The following is a 12,946-nucleotide window of genomic DNA, read 5'->3' on the forward strand; positions in this document are numbered from 1 at the left end:
CCCCCCCCCCCCCCCCCCCCCCCCCCCCCCCCCCCCCCCCCCCCCCCCCGCGGCAGCACCGCCGCGGACGGCGGGTCCCCAGGCCGGGCGCGGCGGTGACGACTCCTGCAGGCCGGAGGGGTGTGACACTGCTGAACCGTATGCTGATCGTACGAAGGGCATCTTCACACTGCGGCGGGGGACTGTGACGGATCGGCTGGAGGATCAGGGCGGCGCATTCGCCGCTGCGCTCCGTGCGGCGATCTCCGACCGGGGAATCACCCTCGCGCGGCTGCGGAGCCAGCTGATCGACGACGGCAACCCGGTATCCATGGCGACCCTGAGCTACTGGCGCTCCGGTGATCGGCAGCCCGAAGGCCCGCAATCGCTGAGCGTCGTCGACGGCATAGAGGATCGCCTCGGTCTGCATCGAGGACACCTCGGGAGCCTGCTGATCCCGACCACTCGTCTGGGGCCGATCGCACCTCCGCGTCTGCCGTTCGACGAGGAGCGCGAGCAGCGCGAGACGGAGGAGACCTTGCGAGAGCTGCGTGCCGCGCCGCAGGACGCGCTGCGCGACCTCTCGACCCACATGACGGTGTTCGTCGGTGCCGACGGCGCGGTCGAGAAGACGATCATGCGCTCGCTCGTGCAGGCGACGAGAGGCACGCTCACCGAGGTGCCCCTCATCGACGTGGCGCCGATCGAGACCGATGTCATGTCGGCGATCTCCGACGTCGTCGGTGGGAGGATCGATCGGGAATACCTGCAGCGGGGCCGGCTCGTGTCTGGCGTGGTCATCGCGCTCGACGAGCCGATCACCACCGGCGGAACGACGCTGTTCGAGTTCACCGAGACCTTCCCGCCCGGATATCCGCCGCGGCAGTCGGCCTGGCATGCGACGTCGAGATCGGCTCGCGAGAGCCTCATCTGGGTGCGCTTCCATCCCGACGCCCTCCCCAGCTGGTGCGAGGAGTACATCGAGACCGAGGGGGAGTACATCTCGGTGATGCGCTCGACGAACGGGGGCTCGGTCCATCTCGCTCGGCACGGGTTCGGCCCAGGGATCCTGGGGCTCCGATGGGGATACGACGAGTGATGCCGAACGGGTGAACTCCACCGATCGAACGGCGATTTCCACCGGAATCCAAGACTGAGCCACTAGCGTGAGGTGCGATGAAGGTCCTCTCATACAACCTGCAGAAGCACCGCGCCGCAGGAGAACTGGCGGCGCTGGTCTCGGTGCACGATCCTGACATCCTGTGCCTCCAGGAGTGCGATGTCGCGGATCTGCCCGAGGCGATCGGCGACCTCACCATCGCCGACGCGACGCAGGGGAATCGGCTGGGACTCGCGATGTTCTATCGGGCCAGCGAGTTCCATCTTCAGGAGGTCAAGACGATCGAGCTGAAGAAGTCGCTGCACGACCGGATCGCGAAGCCCGCGCATGAGCGGGTTCTGGGTGCGCGGCTGAGAGACATCGACGCGGGGCGCGAGTTCATCGCCGCGTCGTTCCACGCGGCGCCGCTGACAGCGCTGAACTCCCTGCGTCGGCACCAGATCCGGGCGGCCCTCACCGAGCTGGCGACTCTCGGCGAAGAGCTGCCGCAGCTGATGGTCGGGGACTACAACTACCCGGTGTTCAAGGAGAACCTCGGTCAGACGATCCGCGAGCACGGGTACGCGCTGACGCTGAGCGACGACCACACCTACACCCGGTACCGCGTGTTCCGCGGACACTACGACTTCGCGACGTCCGTCGGCTTCGAGATCCAGCGGGTCACCACGCTTCCGCAGGGGATGAGCGACCATCGTCCGATCCTGGTGACGACCCGGTTCGACTGATCGCCGACCGGCTCGGTTTGGGAGAACGCCCGGAATGACGTAAGCTGTCACTTTGGTACTCGACTGCCGAGCACTAACGAACGTGAGCCCTCCACTGGCGTGTTCATCCCTGTAGGGAAGAACCACCCCGGAGTGGGATTCACGAACTTCTCCGTTCGAACAAGAAAGCAGCACTATCGTGACGCGCACTTACTCCCCGAAGGCCGGCGAGGTCCAGCGTGACTGGGTCGTCATCGACGCCACTGACGTCGTTCTCGGCCGCCTGGCCTCGCACGCCGCTACGCTCCTGCGTGGCAAGCACAAGCCCACCTTCGCCAACCACATCGACTCGGGTGACTTCGTCATCATCGTGAACGCCGACAAGGTCGCGCTCACCGGTCAGAAGCTCCAGAAGAAGCTGGCCTACCGCCACTCGGGTTACCCGGGCGGACTGAAGTCGGTCACCTACGCCGAGCTCCTCGAGAAGAACCCGATCCGCGCTGTCGAGAAGGCCATCCGTGGCATGCTCCCCAAGAACAGCCTGGGCCGTCAGCAGCTGTCGAAGCTCAAGGTGTACGTCGGTGCCGAGCACCCGCACGCCGCGCAGCAGCCGCAGACGTACACCCTCGACCAGGTCGCCCAGTAAGCGCCGTAAAGACTTAAGGACATACTCGTGGCTGACATCCAGGACACCACCGAAAACCCCCAGAACTTCTCGACCTCGACTCCCGAGACCGACGCAGTCGAGGCGGCCCCCCGCCCCGTGCTCAGCGTCCCGGGTGCCGCTGTCGGCCGTCGCAAGCAGGCCATCGCCCGCGTGCGTCTCGTCCCCGGCTCGGGAACGATCACGGTCAACGGCCGCACGCTCGAGGACTACTTCCCGAACAAGCTGCACCAGCAGCTGATCAACGACCCGTTCACGATCCTCAACCTCGCCGGCGGCTACGACGTCATCGCGCGCATCTCCGGTGGTGGCCCCTCGGGTCAGGCCGGCGCGCTGCGTCTCGGCATCGCCCGTTCGCTCAACGGCATCGACGAGGAGAACAACCGTCCGACGCTGAAGAAGGCCGGCTTCCTGTCGCGCGACGCTCGCGTCAAGGAGCGCAAGAAGGCTGGACTCAAGAAGGCCCGTAAGGCGCCTCAGTACTCGAAGCGTTAAGGTCAACCGCTCCGATGCCGATCTTTGGCACGGACGGTGTGCGAGGACTCGCCAATGGCATCCTCACCGCCGACCTCGCGCTCACCCTGGCCCAGGCAACTGCTGTCGTCCTGGGCCAGGGCCGTACTGCGGAGGCCCGCAAAGCCGAAGGCAAGCGACTCACCGCAGTGGTGGCCCGTGACCCCCGTGTCTCCGGTCACTTCCTCACGGCGGCGGTCGCCGCAGGACTCGCCTCCTCCGGCGTCGACGTGCTCGAGGCCGGTGTCATTCCGACTCCTGCGCTCGCGTTCCTCGTCGCCGACCGTGACGCCGATTTCGGTGTGATGATCTCCGCCTCGCACAACGCGGCACCCGACAACGGGATCAAGATCTTCGCCCGCGGCGGTGTGAAGCTGCCCGACGTCGTGGAGCAGCGCATCGAAGAGGCGATGGCGGGCGAGAAGCTGCGCCCCACCGGTGCGGGCGTGGGCAGGATCGATCGATTCTCCGACGCCGAAGACCGCTACGTCGTGCACCTGCTCGGCTCGCTGCCGAACCGGCTGAACGGCATCAAGGTCGTGCTCGACTGCGCCCACGGCGCCGCATCGGGGGTGTCTCCCGAGACCTTCCGCGATGCGGGTGCCGATGTCACCGTGATCGGTGCTGACCCCGACGGCTTGAACATCAACGACGGCGTCGGGTCGACCCACCTCGACCAGCTCGCCGAGGCCGTCGTGCGGCTCGGGGCCGACATCGGGATCGCCCACGACGGCGATGCCGATCGGTGCCTGGCTGTCGATGCGCAGGGCAACGTCATCGACGGCGACCAGATCATGGCCATCCTCGCGGTGTCGATGAAGCAGCGCGGTCACCTGACCGATGACACGCTCGTCGCCACGGTGATGAGCAACCTCGGCCTGCACGTCGCCATGCGCGAGCACGGCATCACCGTGCGCCAGACCGCGGTCGGCGACCGCTATGTCCTCGAGGACATGGACCGTGGCGGCTACGCCCTCGGAGGCGAGCAGTCGGGCCACGTCATCATGAGCGAGTTCGCCACGACGGGCGACGGCCTGCTCACGGGGCTGCACCTGGTTGCCGAGATGGCACGTCAGAACAAGACGATCGCCGAACTCGCGAGCGTGATGACCGTGTACCCGCAGGTGCTCGTCAACGTGCGCGATGTCGACAAGGACGCGCTCGAGTCCGACGCCGTCGTGCAGGCGGCAGTGCGCGAGGTCGCAGCCGAACTCGGCGAGACCGGTCGCGTGCTGCTCCGCAAGTCCGGAACCGAGGCCCTCGTCAGGGTCATGGTCGAGGCGGCGGATGCCGAATCCGCTCAGGCGTACGCCGACCGGCTGGTCGCCGTCGTGCGGGAGCGACTCTCCCTCTGAACCGTCGAGCGCGCCGCGCGGCACTGACCACAGGTCAGCCGCGCGGCGCGCTCCAGTTCAGCTGCTCGATGTATCGCAGCAGCACCCCCTCGCGCAGCGCCCACGGCGACACCTCGAGCTCGTCGACATCGAGCGCGGTCATCGCGGTGTGCAGCGATACCGCCGCGGCGACGATCTGGAACGTGCGATCCGCGGTGATGCCGGGGAGCTCCTGTCGCGCGGACGCGGGCAGACGGGCTAGCCGCGGGATCCACGATCCCAGCGACGCCCGCGGGAGCACCATGCGCTGGATTCCCGACCACCCCGGCACCGGGTAGCCCGCGAGTCTGGCGAGCGAGCGGATCGCCTTCGACGAGCCCACGACGTGATCGGGGCGAGGCAGCGCGGCGAACTGGGGGAGCACTTCGGCGAGCGTCGCGGTCGCGTGCTCCCGAAGACGCTCGACGTCGTCTTCACCCGGCGGATCATGCGGGAAGAACTGCACTGTCATCCGGCCGGCTCCGAGGGGGACGGATGCCGCGGCATCCGGCAGCTCATCCCCGCCCGCCGCGACCTCGAGCGATCCTCCGCCGATGTCGAGGAGCAGCAGCTGTCCTGCCGACCAGCCGAACCAGCGCCGCACGGCGAGGAAGGTGAGCTGGGCCTCGGTCTCTCCGTCGAGCACCTGCAACGGCTGGCCGAGGGCAGCCTCGATGCGGGCGATCACGTCGGCCCCGTTCCGGGCGTCGCGCACTGCGCTCGTCGCGGTGGCGAGCAGCTCGTCGACCCGCTCGGCCTCCGCGACCTCTCGCGCCCGAACCACAGCCGCCTCGAGTGCTCGTACGCCTTCTTCGGAGATCGCACCGTCGTCTGTGAGGTACTGCATCAGCCGCAGGACGGTGCGATCGCTGGTCGTCGCCAGAGGCCGACCCCCGGGGCGAACATCGGCGGCGAGCATGTGGACGGTGTTGGAACCGATGTCGAGGACTCCGAGGCGCACGGATAGAGACTACTCGTGCGCCGTTACGATGTATCCGTGACCACCGCCGACCCCACGCTGCCTCTGTCTCCGTATCGCGAGATCGGACGCGACGAATGGGCGCGATTGGCGGCGGGCCTCGATCAGCCGCTCACCGAGACCGAGGTCGTCGAGCTCCGCGGCATCGGAGACCGCCTGGACCTCGCCGAGGTGCGCGAGGTCTATCTGCCCTTGAGCCGGCTGCTCAGCCTCTACGCGACGGCCACGAAGCGCCTGGGGGCCGCGACGAGCTCGTTCCTGCAGGAGGATGATTCGACGACCCCGTTCGTGGTGGGAGTCGCAGGCTCCGTCGCGGTCGGCAAGTCGACCATCGCTCGTCTGCTGCGTGAGCTGATGAGTCGGTGGCCGGGCACCCCGCGCGTCGAGCTCGTCACGACGGATGGGTTCCTGCACTCGAACGCCGAGCTCGAGCGCCGAGGTCTGATGGACCGCAAGGGGTTCCCCGAGTCCTACGACCGGCGGGCGCTGCTCGAATTCCTCACCGAGGTGAAGAGCGGGGCCGCAGAGGTGCGGGCGCCGTTCTACTCGCACATGCGCTACGACATCGTCCCCGATGCGCACGTGGTCGTCCGGCGTCCTGACGTCGTGATCGTCGAGGGGTTGAACGTCCTGCAGCCGCCGCCGGCACCGAACGATGTGGCCGTCAGCGATCTCTTCGACTTCTCGATCTTCGTCGATGCCGACACCTCGCACATCGAGAAGTGGTACGTCGACCGTTTCCTCGCCCTGCGCCAGGGAGCCTTCTCGAATCCGTCGTCGTACTTCAACGTCTTCGCGCACCTCACCGACGAGGAGGCGATCACGACCGCGCTCGGCTACTGGAACGAGATCAACATGCCGAACCTGGTCGAGAACGTGATGCCGACCAAGCACCGAGCGCGTCTCGTGCTCAACAAGGGCGTCGATCACAGCGTCGAGAGCGTGCTTCTCCGCAAGCTCTGAGCAGGCACGAGGTTTCGTTCGGAACCTTCGCAAAAGTTCCGCCTTACTCTTGACCACATGTGTGGAATCGTCGGATACGTGGGCCCGCGCCCCAGCCAGGACATCCTGCTCGCAGGGCTCGCCCGTCTCGAGTACCGGGGCTATGACTCCGCAGGCGTCGCGGTCATCGACGGCGAGGGCTCGCTCGGCATGCGCAAGAAGGCGGGAAAGCTCGCGATGCTGCGCGACTCGCTGAAGGATGCGGCCCTCGCCGACGGCAACACGGGCATCGGGCACACCCGCTGGGCCACCCACGGCGGCCCCACCGACGAGAACGCGCACCCGCACCTCGCAGATGACGACAAGCTCGCCGTGATCCACAACGGCATCATCGAGAACTTCGCCTCGCTGCGTGACGAGCTGCTCGCCGACGGCGTGGCGTTCCGCAGCGAGACCGACACCGAGGTCGCAGCAGCGCTGCTCGGTCGTGAGTACCGCACCAACGGCGGCGACCTGCAGGGTGCGTTCCGCGCCGTGGTCAACCGCCTCGAGGGTGCGTTCACCCTGCTCGCGATGCACCAGGACCACCCCGGACTCGTCGTCGGCGCGCGACGCAACTCGCCGCTCGTGATCGGCCTCGGCGAGGGCGAGAACTTCCTCGGCTCCGACGTCGCCGCATTCATCGAGCACACGCGCAAGGCGCTCGCCATCGGGCAGGACCAGATCGTCTCGATCACGCCGGATGCCGTCACGGTCACCGACTTCGCCGGCACGCCGGTCGAGGCCGAGCCGTTCGACGTCTCCTGGGACGCCGCCGCCGCGGAGAAGGGCGGATGGTCCAGCTTCATGGCCAAGGAGGTCGCCGAGCAGCCCGAGGCGGTCGCCAACACGATCCGCGGTCGCATCAGAGGAGATCAGGTCGTCATCCCCGAGCTCGACGGCCTCGACGAGCTGTTCATCGGCATCAATCGCATCATCATCACCGCGTGCGGCACGGCCGCGTACTCGGCGCTCGTCGGCAAGTACGCGATCGAGCAGTGGGCGCGGATCCCCGTCGATGTCGAGCTGGCGCACGAGTTCCGCTACCGCGACCCGGTGATCGGCGATGACACGCTCGTCATCTCGATCAGCCAGTCCGGCGAGACCATGGACACGCTGATGGCCGTCAAGTACGCGAGAGAGCGCGGAGCGCGCACCCTGTCGATCTGCAACACCCAGGGTGCGACCATCCCGCGAGAGTCCGATGCCGTGGTCTACACGCATGCGGGCCCAGAGGTCGCGGTCGCGTCGACCAAGGCGTTCTCGGCGCAGATCACCGCTCTGCTGCTTCTCGGTCTGCACATGGGGCGCGTGCGCGGATCGGTGCAGGACGCATCCGTCGACGTCGCAGAGCTCACTGCCCTCCCCGAGAAGATCGCCAAGGTCCTCGAGAGCGAGCAGGAGCACGTCACGCAGCTCGCCGGCTGGATGGCCGACACCCGCTCCGTGCTGTTCCTCGGTCGACACGTCGGCTTCCCGATCGCGCTCGAGGGTGCGCTCAAGCTCAAGGAGATCTCGTACATCCATGCCGAGGGCTTCGCCGCCGGAGAGCTCAAGCACGGTCCGATCGCCCTGATCGAACCGGGGCAGCCGGTCTTCGTCCTGGTGCCGTCTCCGCGCCACTCGGCAGTGGTCCACTCCAAGGTCGTCTCGAACATCCAGGAGATCCGTGCTCGCGGAGCGCGCGTGATCGTGGTCGCTGAAGAAGGCGACGCGGCGGTCCTGCCGTTCGCCGACGAGGTCATCCGGATTCCGCTCGCCGGAGCGATGTTCGAGCCGCTGCTCGCTGTCGTCCCGCTGCAGATCTTCGCCATGGCCCTCGCCACGGCCAAGGGCCTCGACGTCGACCAGCCGCGCAACCTCGCCAAGTCCGTCACCGTCGAGTAGACCCCGTCTCGGGTGTCGGGGCGGGGCAGGAGCCGAACGAAGCGGATGCCGCGACTAGGCTGAACGGGTGATCATCGGGACCGGCATCGACCTCGTGGACATCCCGCGGTTCGAGCGCACGATGGAGCGCACGCCGCGGCTGCTGGAGCGGCTGTTCGCGCCGGGGGAGCGGGCACTGCGCCTTCCGTCCCTGGCAGCGAGGTATGCCGCCAAGGAGGCCCTGATCAAGACCCTGGGCGGCTCTGACGGGGTGCACTGGATCGAGATCGAGATCGCCTCCGAGGCATCGGGCCGCCCGCACTTCGTGCTGTCTGGATCCACCGCCGACGTCGTCGCCGAGCGCGGAATCACCCGACTGCATCTGACCCTCACCCATGACGCAGGACTCGCCGCCGCGTTCGTCGTCGCCGAAGGAGAGCCCCTGTGACCGTTCCGTTCCGCGAGGCACGCATCGAGCTCGATGCCATCAGCGACAACGTCCGCCACTTCCGCCGTCTCACCGGCGTGCAGGTCATCGCGGTCGTCAAGGCGAACGCCTACGGTCACGGCGCCGCGGCCGTAGCCGTCGCGGCCCTCGCCGGCGGCGCGACCCGTCTCGGTGTCGCCGAGATCCCCGAGGCTCTCGAGCTCCGCCGCCAGGGCATCACGGCCCCGATCGTCGCGTGGCTGCACGCTCCGGGCGAGCGGTTCGATCAGGCGGCAGCTCATGACGTCGAGGTGGGCATCTCGTCGTTCGACCAGCTCGAGGCTGCCGGTGCCGTCGCGTCGGTCGATCGTCCGGTCGGCGTGCACCTGAAGTTCGAGACGGGGCTCTCGCGCAACGGCATCGCACCGGCCGACTGGCGGCGCGTACTCGCCGAGGCCGCGCGTCTCGAGCGCATCGGACGGCTGCGCATCATCGGGCTCTTCAGTCACCTCTCGAACACCTCGCCTCAGGACGACCGCGAGGCCCTGGCGAAGTTCGAGGAGGCGGTCGCCGCGGCGGCCTCGTTCGGCATCCACCCCGAGATCCGGCACATCGCGGCGACCGCGGCCGCGATCGACCTGCCGGAGATGCGACTGGATGCGGTGCGCATCGGCATCGGCATCTATGGCCTCTCGCCCTTCGAGGACCGCTCGTCGGCCGAGCTGGGGCTTCGTCCTGCGATGACCCTGCGAGGCGCGATCGCCGCTGTGCGCCGCGTGCCCGCCGGCGCAGGGGTGTCGTACGGATACGACCACCGCGCCCCGCACGACACGACGTTGGTGCTCGTGCCGCTCGGCTACGCCGACGGGGTGCCGCGCCACGCCTCCGGACGCCTGCCGGTGTCGATCGGCGGTCGTCGGTTCACCAACGTCGGCCGGGTCGCCATGGACCAGTTCGTCGTCGACGTCGGCGATTCCCCGGTGTCGATCGGAGACGAGGTCGTGCTGTTCGGCGACCCGACCCTCGGGGTTCCCTCCGCAGCCGAGTGGGCCAACGCCGCGTCGACCATCGACTACGAGATCGTCACGCGCATCGGCCCGCGCGTGCCCCGGCGGTCGGCATGAGCGTCGACCCGGCCCTCCTCGGGCGCATCGAGATCGAGACATCGGATGCCATGGAGCAGCTCGGCTTCCGCATCGGCGAGCAGCTCGAAGCCGGAGATCTGCTGATCCTCACCGGTCCCCTCGGGGCCGGGAAGACGACGTTCACTCGTGGGCTCGCGGAAGGACTCGGAGTGCGGGGTCCGGTGCAGAGCCCCACGTTCGTGATCGCACGCACGCACCCCTCGCTCGTCGGACGGGCCCCCCTGGTGCATGTGGATGCCTACCGCCTCGGCTCGGGCGCCGAGCTCGACGACCTCGACCTCGACCTCGCACGATCGGTGGTCGTGGTCGAGTGGGGACGCGGTATGGCTGAGGACCTGGCCGAGACCTGGTGGGACATCGAGTTCGAGCGCCCGGTCGGCGGCGACGACGATCTCGACCCCTCCGAGCTCGACGCGGATGCCCCGCGGCACGTGACGATCGCGCGCGCAGGGCGCTCAGCGATCACCGGCTGAACGGCGACTACCCTGGAGAGGTGATCCTCGCCGTCGACACCTCCCTGGGCACCGCCGTCGCCCTCATCGACGACGACGGCACCCGTCTGTCCGACGCCTCGGCCGCCGACCCTCTCGGTCACGCGGAGGTCATCGGCGAGCTGCTCGTGCGAGCTCTCGGCGAGACCGGAAGCGGATCGATCGACCACGTGGTGGCGGGCATGGGCCCTGGCCCCTTCACCGGACTCCGCATCGGCATCGCGACCGCCCGCACGTTCGCGATGGGCCGCGGCATCCCGGTCGTTCCCGTGCCGAGCCACTTCGCCGCGGCGCTCACCGCGATCGATCGAGACGACGTGACCGGCCCGTTCGCCATCGTCACGGACGCCCGCCGGCGGGAGGTGGCCGTCACCGTGTTCGAGGGGACGGATGCCGACGGCATCCCGAACATGGTCGCCGACACGGTGCTGGTCGCGCGGGTCGATGCGGACGAGCACCTCGGTGGCATCCGTCGCATCGATGTCGAGACGCTGTCGGCTGTCGACCTCGCCCGCGTGGGCGCCCGAGCGGTGGCGGCGGGGCGCACGCTCGCGGGGGCCGAGCCGCTGTATCTGCGACAGCCCGATGTCACCGTGCCCGGAGCGCCGAAGAAGGTGGGGCGATGACTCTGCGTGCAGCGACGCCCGACGACCTCGACGCCATCATGGCGATAGAGCATCGCTCGTTCCCGACCGACGCGTGGAGCTCCCAGGCCATGGCGCTGGAGCTCGCCAGCCCGCACGGCCTGTATCTGGTCGACGAGCACGACGGCGTCATCATCGGCTACGGCGGAGTCCGCGCGCTGCACGGGTCGAGTGATGCCGACATCCAGACCATCGCCTTCGACGCCGAGCACCGTGGCGCCGGTCGCGGGCGCGCGCTGCTGCGCTCGCTTCTCGACGCCGCAGCCGAACGCGGAGCCCGAGAGGTCTTTCTCGAGGTGCGCGCCGACAATCCCGGCGCCGAGGGCCTCTACCTCTCCGAGGGGTTCGAGGAGATCGGCCGCCGCCCTCGCTATTACCAGCCCGATGACGTCGATGCGATCGTGATGCGCCTCGTGCTGCAGCATCCGCGTTCGGCGCATCGTGACGAGCCTGCCGAGGATGCCGCGAAGGAGGCCACCGCATGACCGAGCCGCTGGTGCTGGGCATCGAGACGAGCTGCGACGAGACGGGCATCGGCATCGTCCGCGGACGCACGCTGCTGTCGAACACGATCGCGTCCAGCATGGACGAGCACGCCCGCTACGGCGGCGTCGTGCCCGAGGTCGCCGCCCGAGCCCACCTCGAAGCCCTGCAGCCGTCGATCGACGCCGCGTTGGCGGAGGCCGGGGTGCGGCTCGACGACCTCGATGCGGTCGCCGTGACCAGCGGGCCGGGCCTCGCAGGGGCGCTCATGGTCGGCGTCGGCGCCGCGAAGGGCCTCGCCGTCTCGCTCGACAGGCCGCTGTATGCGGTCAATCACCTGGTGGGCCACATCGCCGCCGACATCCTCACCCCCGACTCCGAGCCTCTCGAGTACCCGACGATCGCGCTGCTCGTGTCGGGTGGGCACACGTCGCTGCTGCACGTGCGCGACCTCACGACCGACGTCGAGATGCTGGGCGAGACCATGGACGACGCTGCGGGGGAGGCGTTCGACAAGGTCGCCCGACTTCTGTCGCTGCCGTACCCGGGTGGCCCCGAGATCGACCGAGCGGCACTCGACGGAGACCCCGAAGCGATCCGGTTCCCTCGGGGTCTGTCTCGCGCATCCGACCTGGCGAAGCACCGCTACGACTTCTCGTTCTCCGGGCTCAAGACGGCCGTCGCACGCTGGGTCGAACGCTGCGAGGCCGACGGCGTGCCTGTGCCGGTGGCCGACGTCGCCGCGAGCTTCCGCGAGGCGGTCGTCGACGTGCTCGTGACGAAGGCGCTCGCCGCGTGCGCAGACCTCGGCGTGCCGCGCCTGCTTCTGGGCGGCGGGGTCATCGCCAACCGACGACTCCGCGAGGTCGCGCTCGCGAGGGCCGAGAAGGCGGGCGTGACCGTGCGCATCCCGCCGCTGTCGCTCTGCACCGACAACGGGGCGATGATCGCGGCTCTCGCTGCGGAGCTGATCTCGTCGGGCCGACGCCCGTCGACGCTCGCGTTCGGAGCCGACTCCACTCTTCCGGTCACCGAGATCCAGGTCGACGAGCGCGTCGCGGTGATGTGATGAGCGACGCGCCACGCACGCCCGATCCCGTGGGCGCAGAACCAGGGTCCGATGCCGTGCTGCCTCCGACCAGGATCGAGCGCCCCAGCGGCGAGGTCGAGCATCCGTCCGGTTCGGCGCGGATACCGGGGTCCCGCCGCGAGGGATACACGAAGCTGCCGACGGGACCGGTCGGAGTCGAACCGGTGGTCGTCAGCGGGCCCGTGGCAGACGACATCGGGCGCGGCACCGACTGGGCGCCGTCGACCGACGCGTCCGTCGTCGACGACACCCGCCTCGCGCCCTGGGCTCTGATGGCCGCCATCGTGGCCCTGGTCTCGTCCTTCTTCGTCGGCTGGGGCATACCGATAGCCATCGTCGCCGTGATCGCGTCGATCATGTCGCTGCGCCGACCGGTCGAGAGCCGCGCCATCGCACGCTGGGCGCTCGTGCTCGGTCTGTGCGCGACCGTCTACAGCCTCGGCTGGCTCGTCTGGGCCGGGATGCAGTTCGAGAGACTCGGATAGCG

The 12,946-nt window shown here is 68.9% G+C and carries 15 protein-coding genes; 14 read left to right on the forward strand and 1 reads right to left on the reverse strand.

What is annotated here, in order from left to right; genetic code table 11:
• Positions 1 to 184 precede the first annotated feature (184 nt).
• The 5 genes from OPU70_RS14020 to glmM all read left to right on the forward strand — a co-directional run bounded on the left by OPU70_RS14020 (position 185) and on the right by glmM (position 4,335).
• Positions 185 to 1,078 (forward strand): hypothetical protein, encoded by an 894-nt coding sequence (locus OPU70_RS14020; RefSeq protein ID WP_498558059.1) that lies wholly within the window; start codon positions 185 to 187, stop codon positions 1,076 to 1,078.
• Positions 1,079 to 1,155: 77 nt separating this feature from the next.
• Positions 1,156 to 1,824 carry an endonuclease/exonuclease/phosphatase family protein gene (locus OPU70_RS14025; protein WP_498558060.1) on the forward strand — a complete coding sequence of 223 codons (669 nt, stop codon included), beginning with the start codon at positions 1,156 to 1,158 and terminating at the stop codon, positions 1,822 to 1,824.
• A 178-nt stretch (positions 1,825 to 2,002) separates the two neighbouring features.
• Complete coding sequence (gene rplM / locus OPU70_RS14030; protein ID WP_042539156.1) at positions 2,003 to 2,449, forward strand: 50S ribosomal protein L13; 447 nt, start codon at positions 2,003 to 2,005, stop codon at positions 2,447 to 2,449.
• A 27-nt stretch (positions 2,450 to 2,476) separates the two neighbouring features.
• Complete coding sequence (rpsI, locus tag OPU70_RS14035; protein WP_042539158.1) at positions 2,477 to 2,962, forward strand: 30S ribosomal protein S9; 486 nt, start codon at positions 2,477 to 2,479, stop codon at positions 2,960 to 2,962.
• 14 nt (positions 2,963 to 2,976) lie between these two features.
• Positions 2,977 to 4,335 (forward strand): phosphoglucosamine mutase, encoded by a 1,359-nt coding sequence (gene glmM / locus OPU70_RS14040; RefSeq protein WP_042539160.1) that lies wholly within the window; start codon positions 2,977 to 2,979, stop codon positions 4,333 to 4,335.
• Between the two features lie 34 nt (positions 4,336 to 4,369).
• Here the strand turns inward: glmM and OPU70_RS14045 are convergent, their stop codons facing one another.
• Positions 4,370 to 5,314, reverse strand: a complete 945-nt coding sequence (locus OPU70_RS14045) for a Ppx/GppA phosphatase family protein (RefSeq protein WP_498558061.1) — start codon at positions 5,312 to 5,314, stop codon at positions 4,370 to 4,372.
• Between the two features lie 36 nt (positions 5,315 to 5,350).
• Between OPU70_RS14045 and coaA the strand changes: the two genes are divergently transcribed.
• From coaA to OPU70_RS14090, 9 genes are all read left to right on the forward strand, one after another.
• The gene (coaA, locus tag OPU70_RS14050) at positions 5,351 to 6,295 is read left to right on the forward strand and encodes a type I pantothenate kinase (protein ID WP_042539164.1); all 945 of its coding nucleotides are present in this window, start codon (positions 5,351 to 5,353) and stop codon (positions 6,293 to 6,295) included.
• A 57-nt stretch (positions 6,296 to 6,352) separates the two neighbouring features.
• Positions 6,353 to 8,200 (forward strand): glutamine--fructose-6-phosphate transaminase (isomerizing), encoded by a 1,848-nt coding sequence (glmS, locus tag OPU70_RS14055; protein WP_498558062.1) that lies wholly within the window; start codon positions 6,353 to 6,355, stop codon positions 8,198 to 8,200.
• A 67-nt stretch (positions 8,201 to 8,267) separates the two neighbouring features.
• Positions 8,268 to 8,627 carry a holo-ACP synthase gene (locus OPU70_RS14060; RefSeq protein ID WP_042539168.1) on the forward strand — a complete coding sequence of 120 codons (360 nt, stop codon included), beginning with the start codon at positions 8,268 to 8,270 and terminating at the stop codon, positions 8,625 to 8,627.
• Positions 8,624 to 9,730 carry an alanine racemase gene (gene alr, locus OPU70_RS14065; RefSeq protein ID WP_042539170.1) on the forward strand — a complete coding sequence of 369 codons (1,107 nt, stop codon included), beginning with the start codon at positions 8,624 to 8,626 and terminating at the stop codon, positions 9,728 to 9,730. Before OPU70_RS14060 ends, alr begins: the two co-directional genes overlap by 4 nt.
• Positions 9,727 to 10,224, forward strand: coding sequence for a tRNA (adenosine(37)-N6)-threonylcarbamoyltransferase complex ATPase subunit type 1 TsaE (tsaE, locus tag OPU70_RS14070; RefSeq protein ID WP_498558063.1), 498 nt, complete (start codon positions 9,727 to 9,729; stop codon positions 10,222 to 10,224). The genes alr and tsaE overlap by 4 nt, the downstream gene beginning before the upstream one ends.
• A 20-nt stretch (positions 10,225 to 10,244) precedes the next feature.
• Positions 10,245 to 10,868, forward strand: a complete 624-nt coding sequence (gene tsaB, locus OPU70_RS14075) for a tRNA (adenosine(37)-N6)-threonylcarbamoyltransferase complex dimerization subunit type 1 TsaB (RefSeq protein WP_498558064.1) — start codon at positions 10,245 to 10,247, stop codon at positions 10,866 to 10,868.
• Complete coding sequence (gene rimI, locus OPU70_RS14080) at positions 10,865 to 11,371, forward strand: ribosomal protein S18-alanine N-acetyltransferase (protein WP_042539176.1); 507 nt, start codon at positions 10,865 to 10,867, stop codon at positions 11,369 to 11,371. Before tsaB ends, rimI begins: the two co-directional genes overlap by 4 nt.
• The gene (gene tsaD / locus OPU70_RS14085) at positions 11,368 to 12,438 is read left to right on the forward strand and encodes a tRNA (adenosine(37)-N6)-threonylcarbamoyltransferase complex transferase subunit TsaD (protein ID WP_498558065.1); all 1,071 of its coding nucleotides are present in this window, start codon (positions 11,368 to 11,370) and stop codon (positions 12,436 to 12,438) included. Before rimI ends, tsaD begins: the two co-directional genes overlap by 4 nt.
• Positions 12,438 to 12,944, forward strand: a complete 507-nt coding sequence (locus OPU70_RS14090) for a hypothetical protein (RefSeq protein WP_052492897.1) — start codon at positions 12,438 to 12,440, stop codon at positions 12,942 to 12,944. Before tsaD ends, OPU70_RS14090 begins: the two co-directional genes overlap by 1 nt.
• The last annotated feature ends 2 nt before the right edge of the window (positions 12,945 to 12,946 follow it).

Source organism: Microbacterium sp. SWDP-B6, from assembly GCF_059803615.1.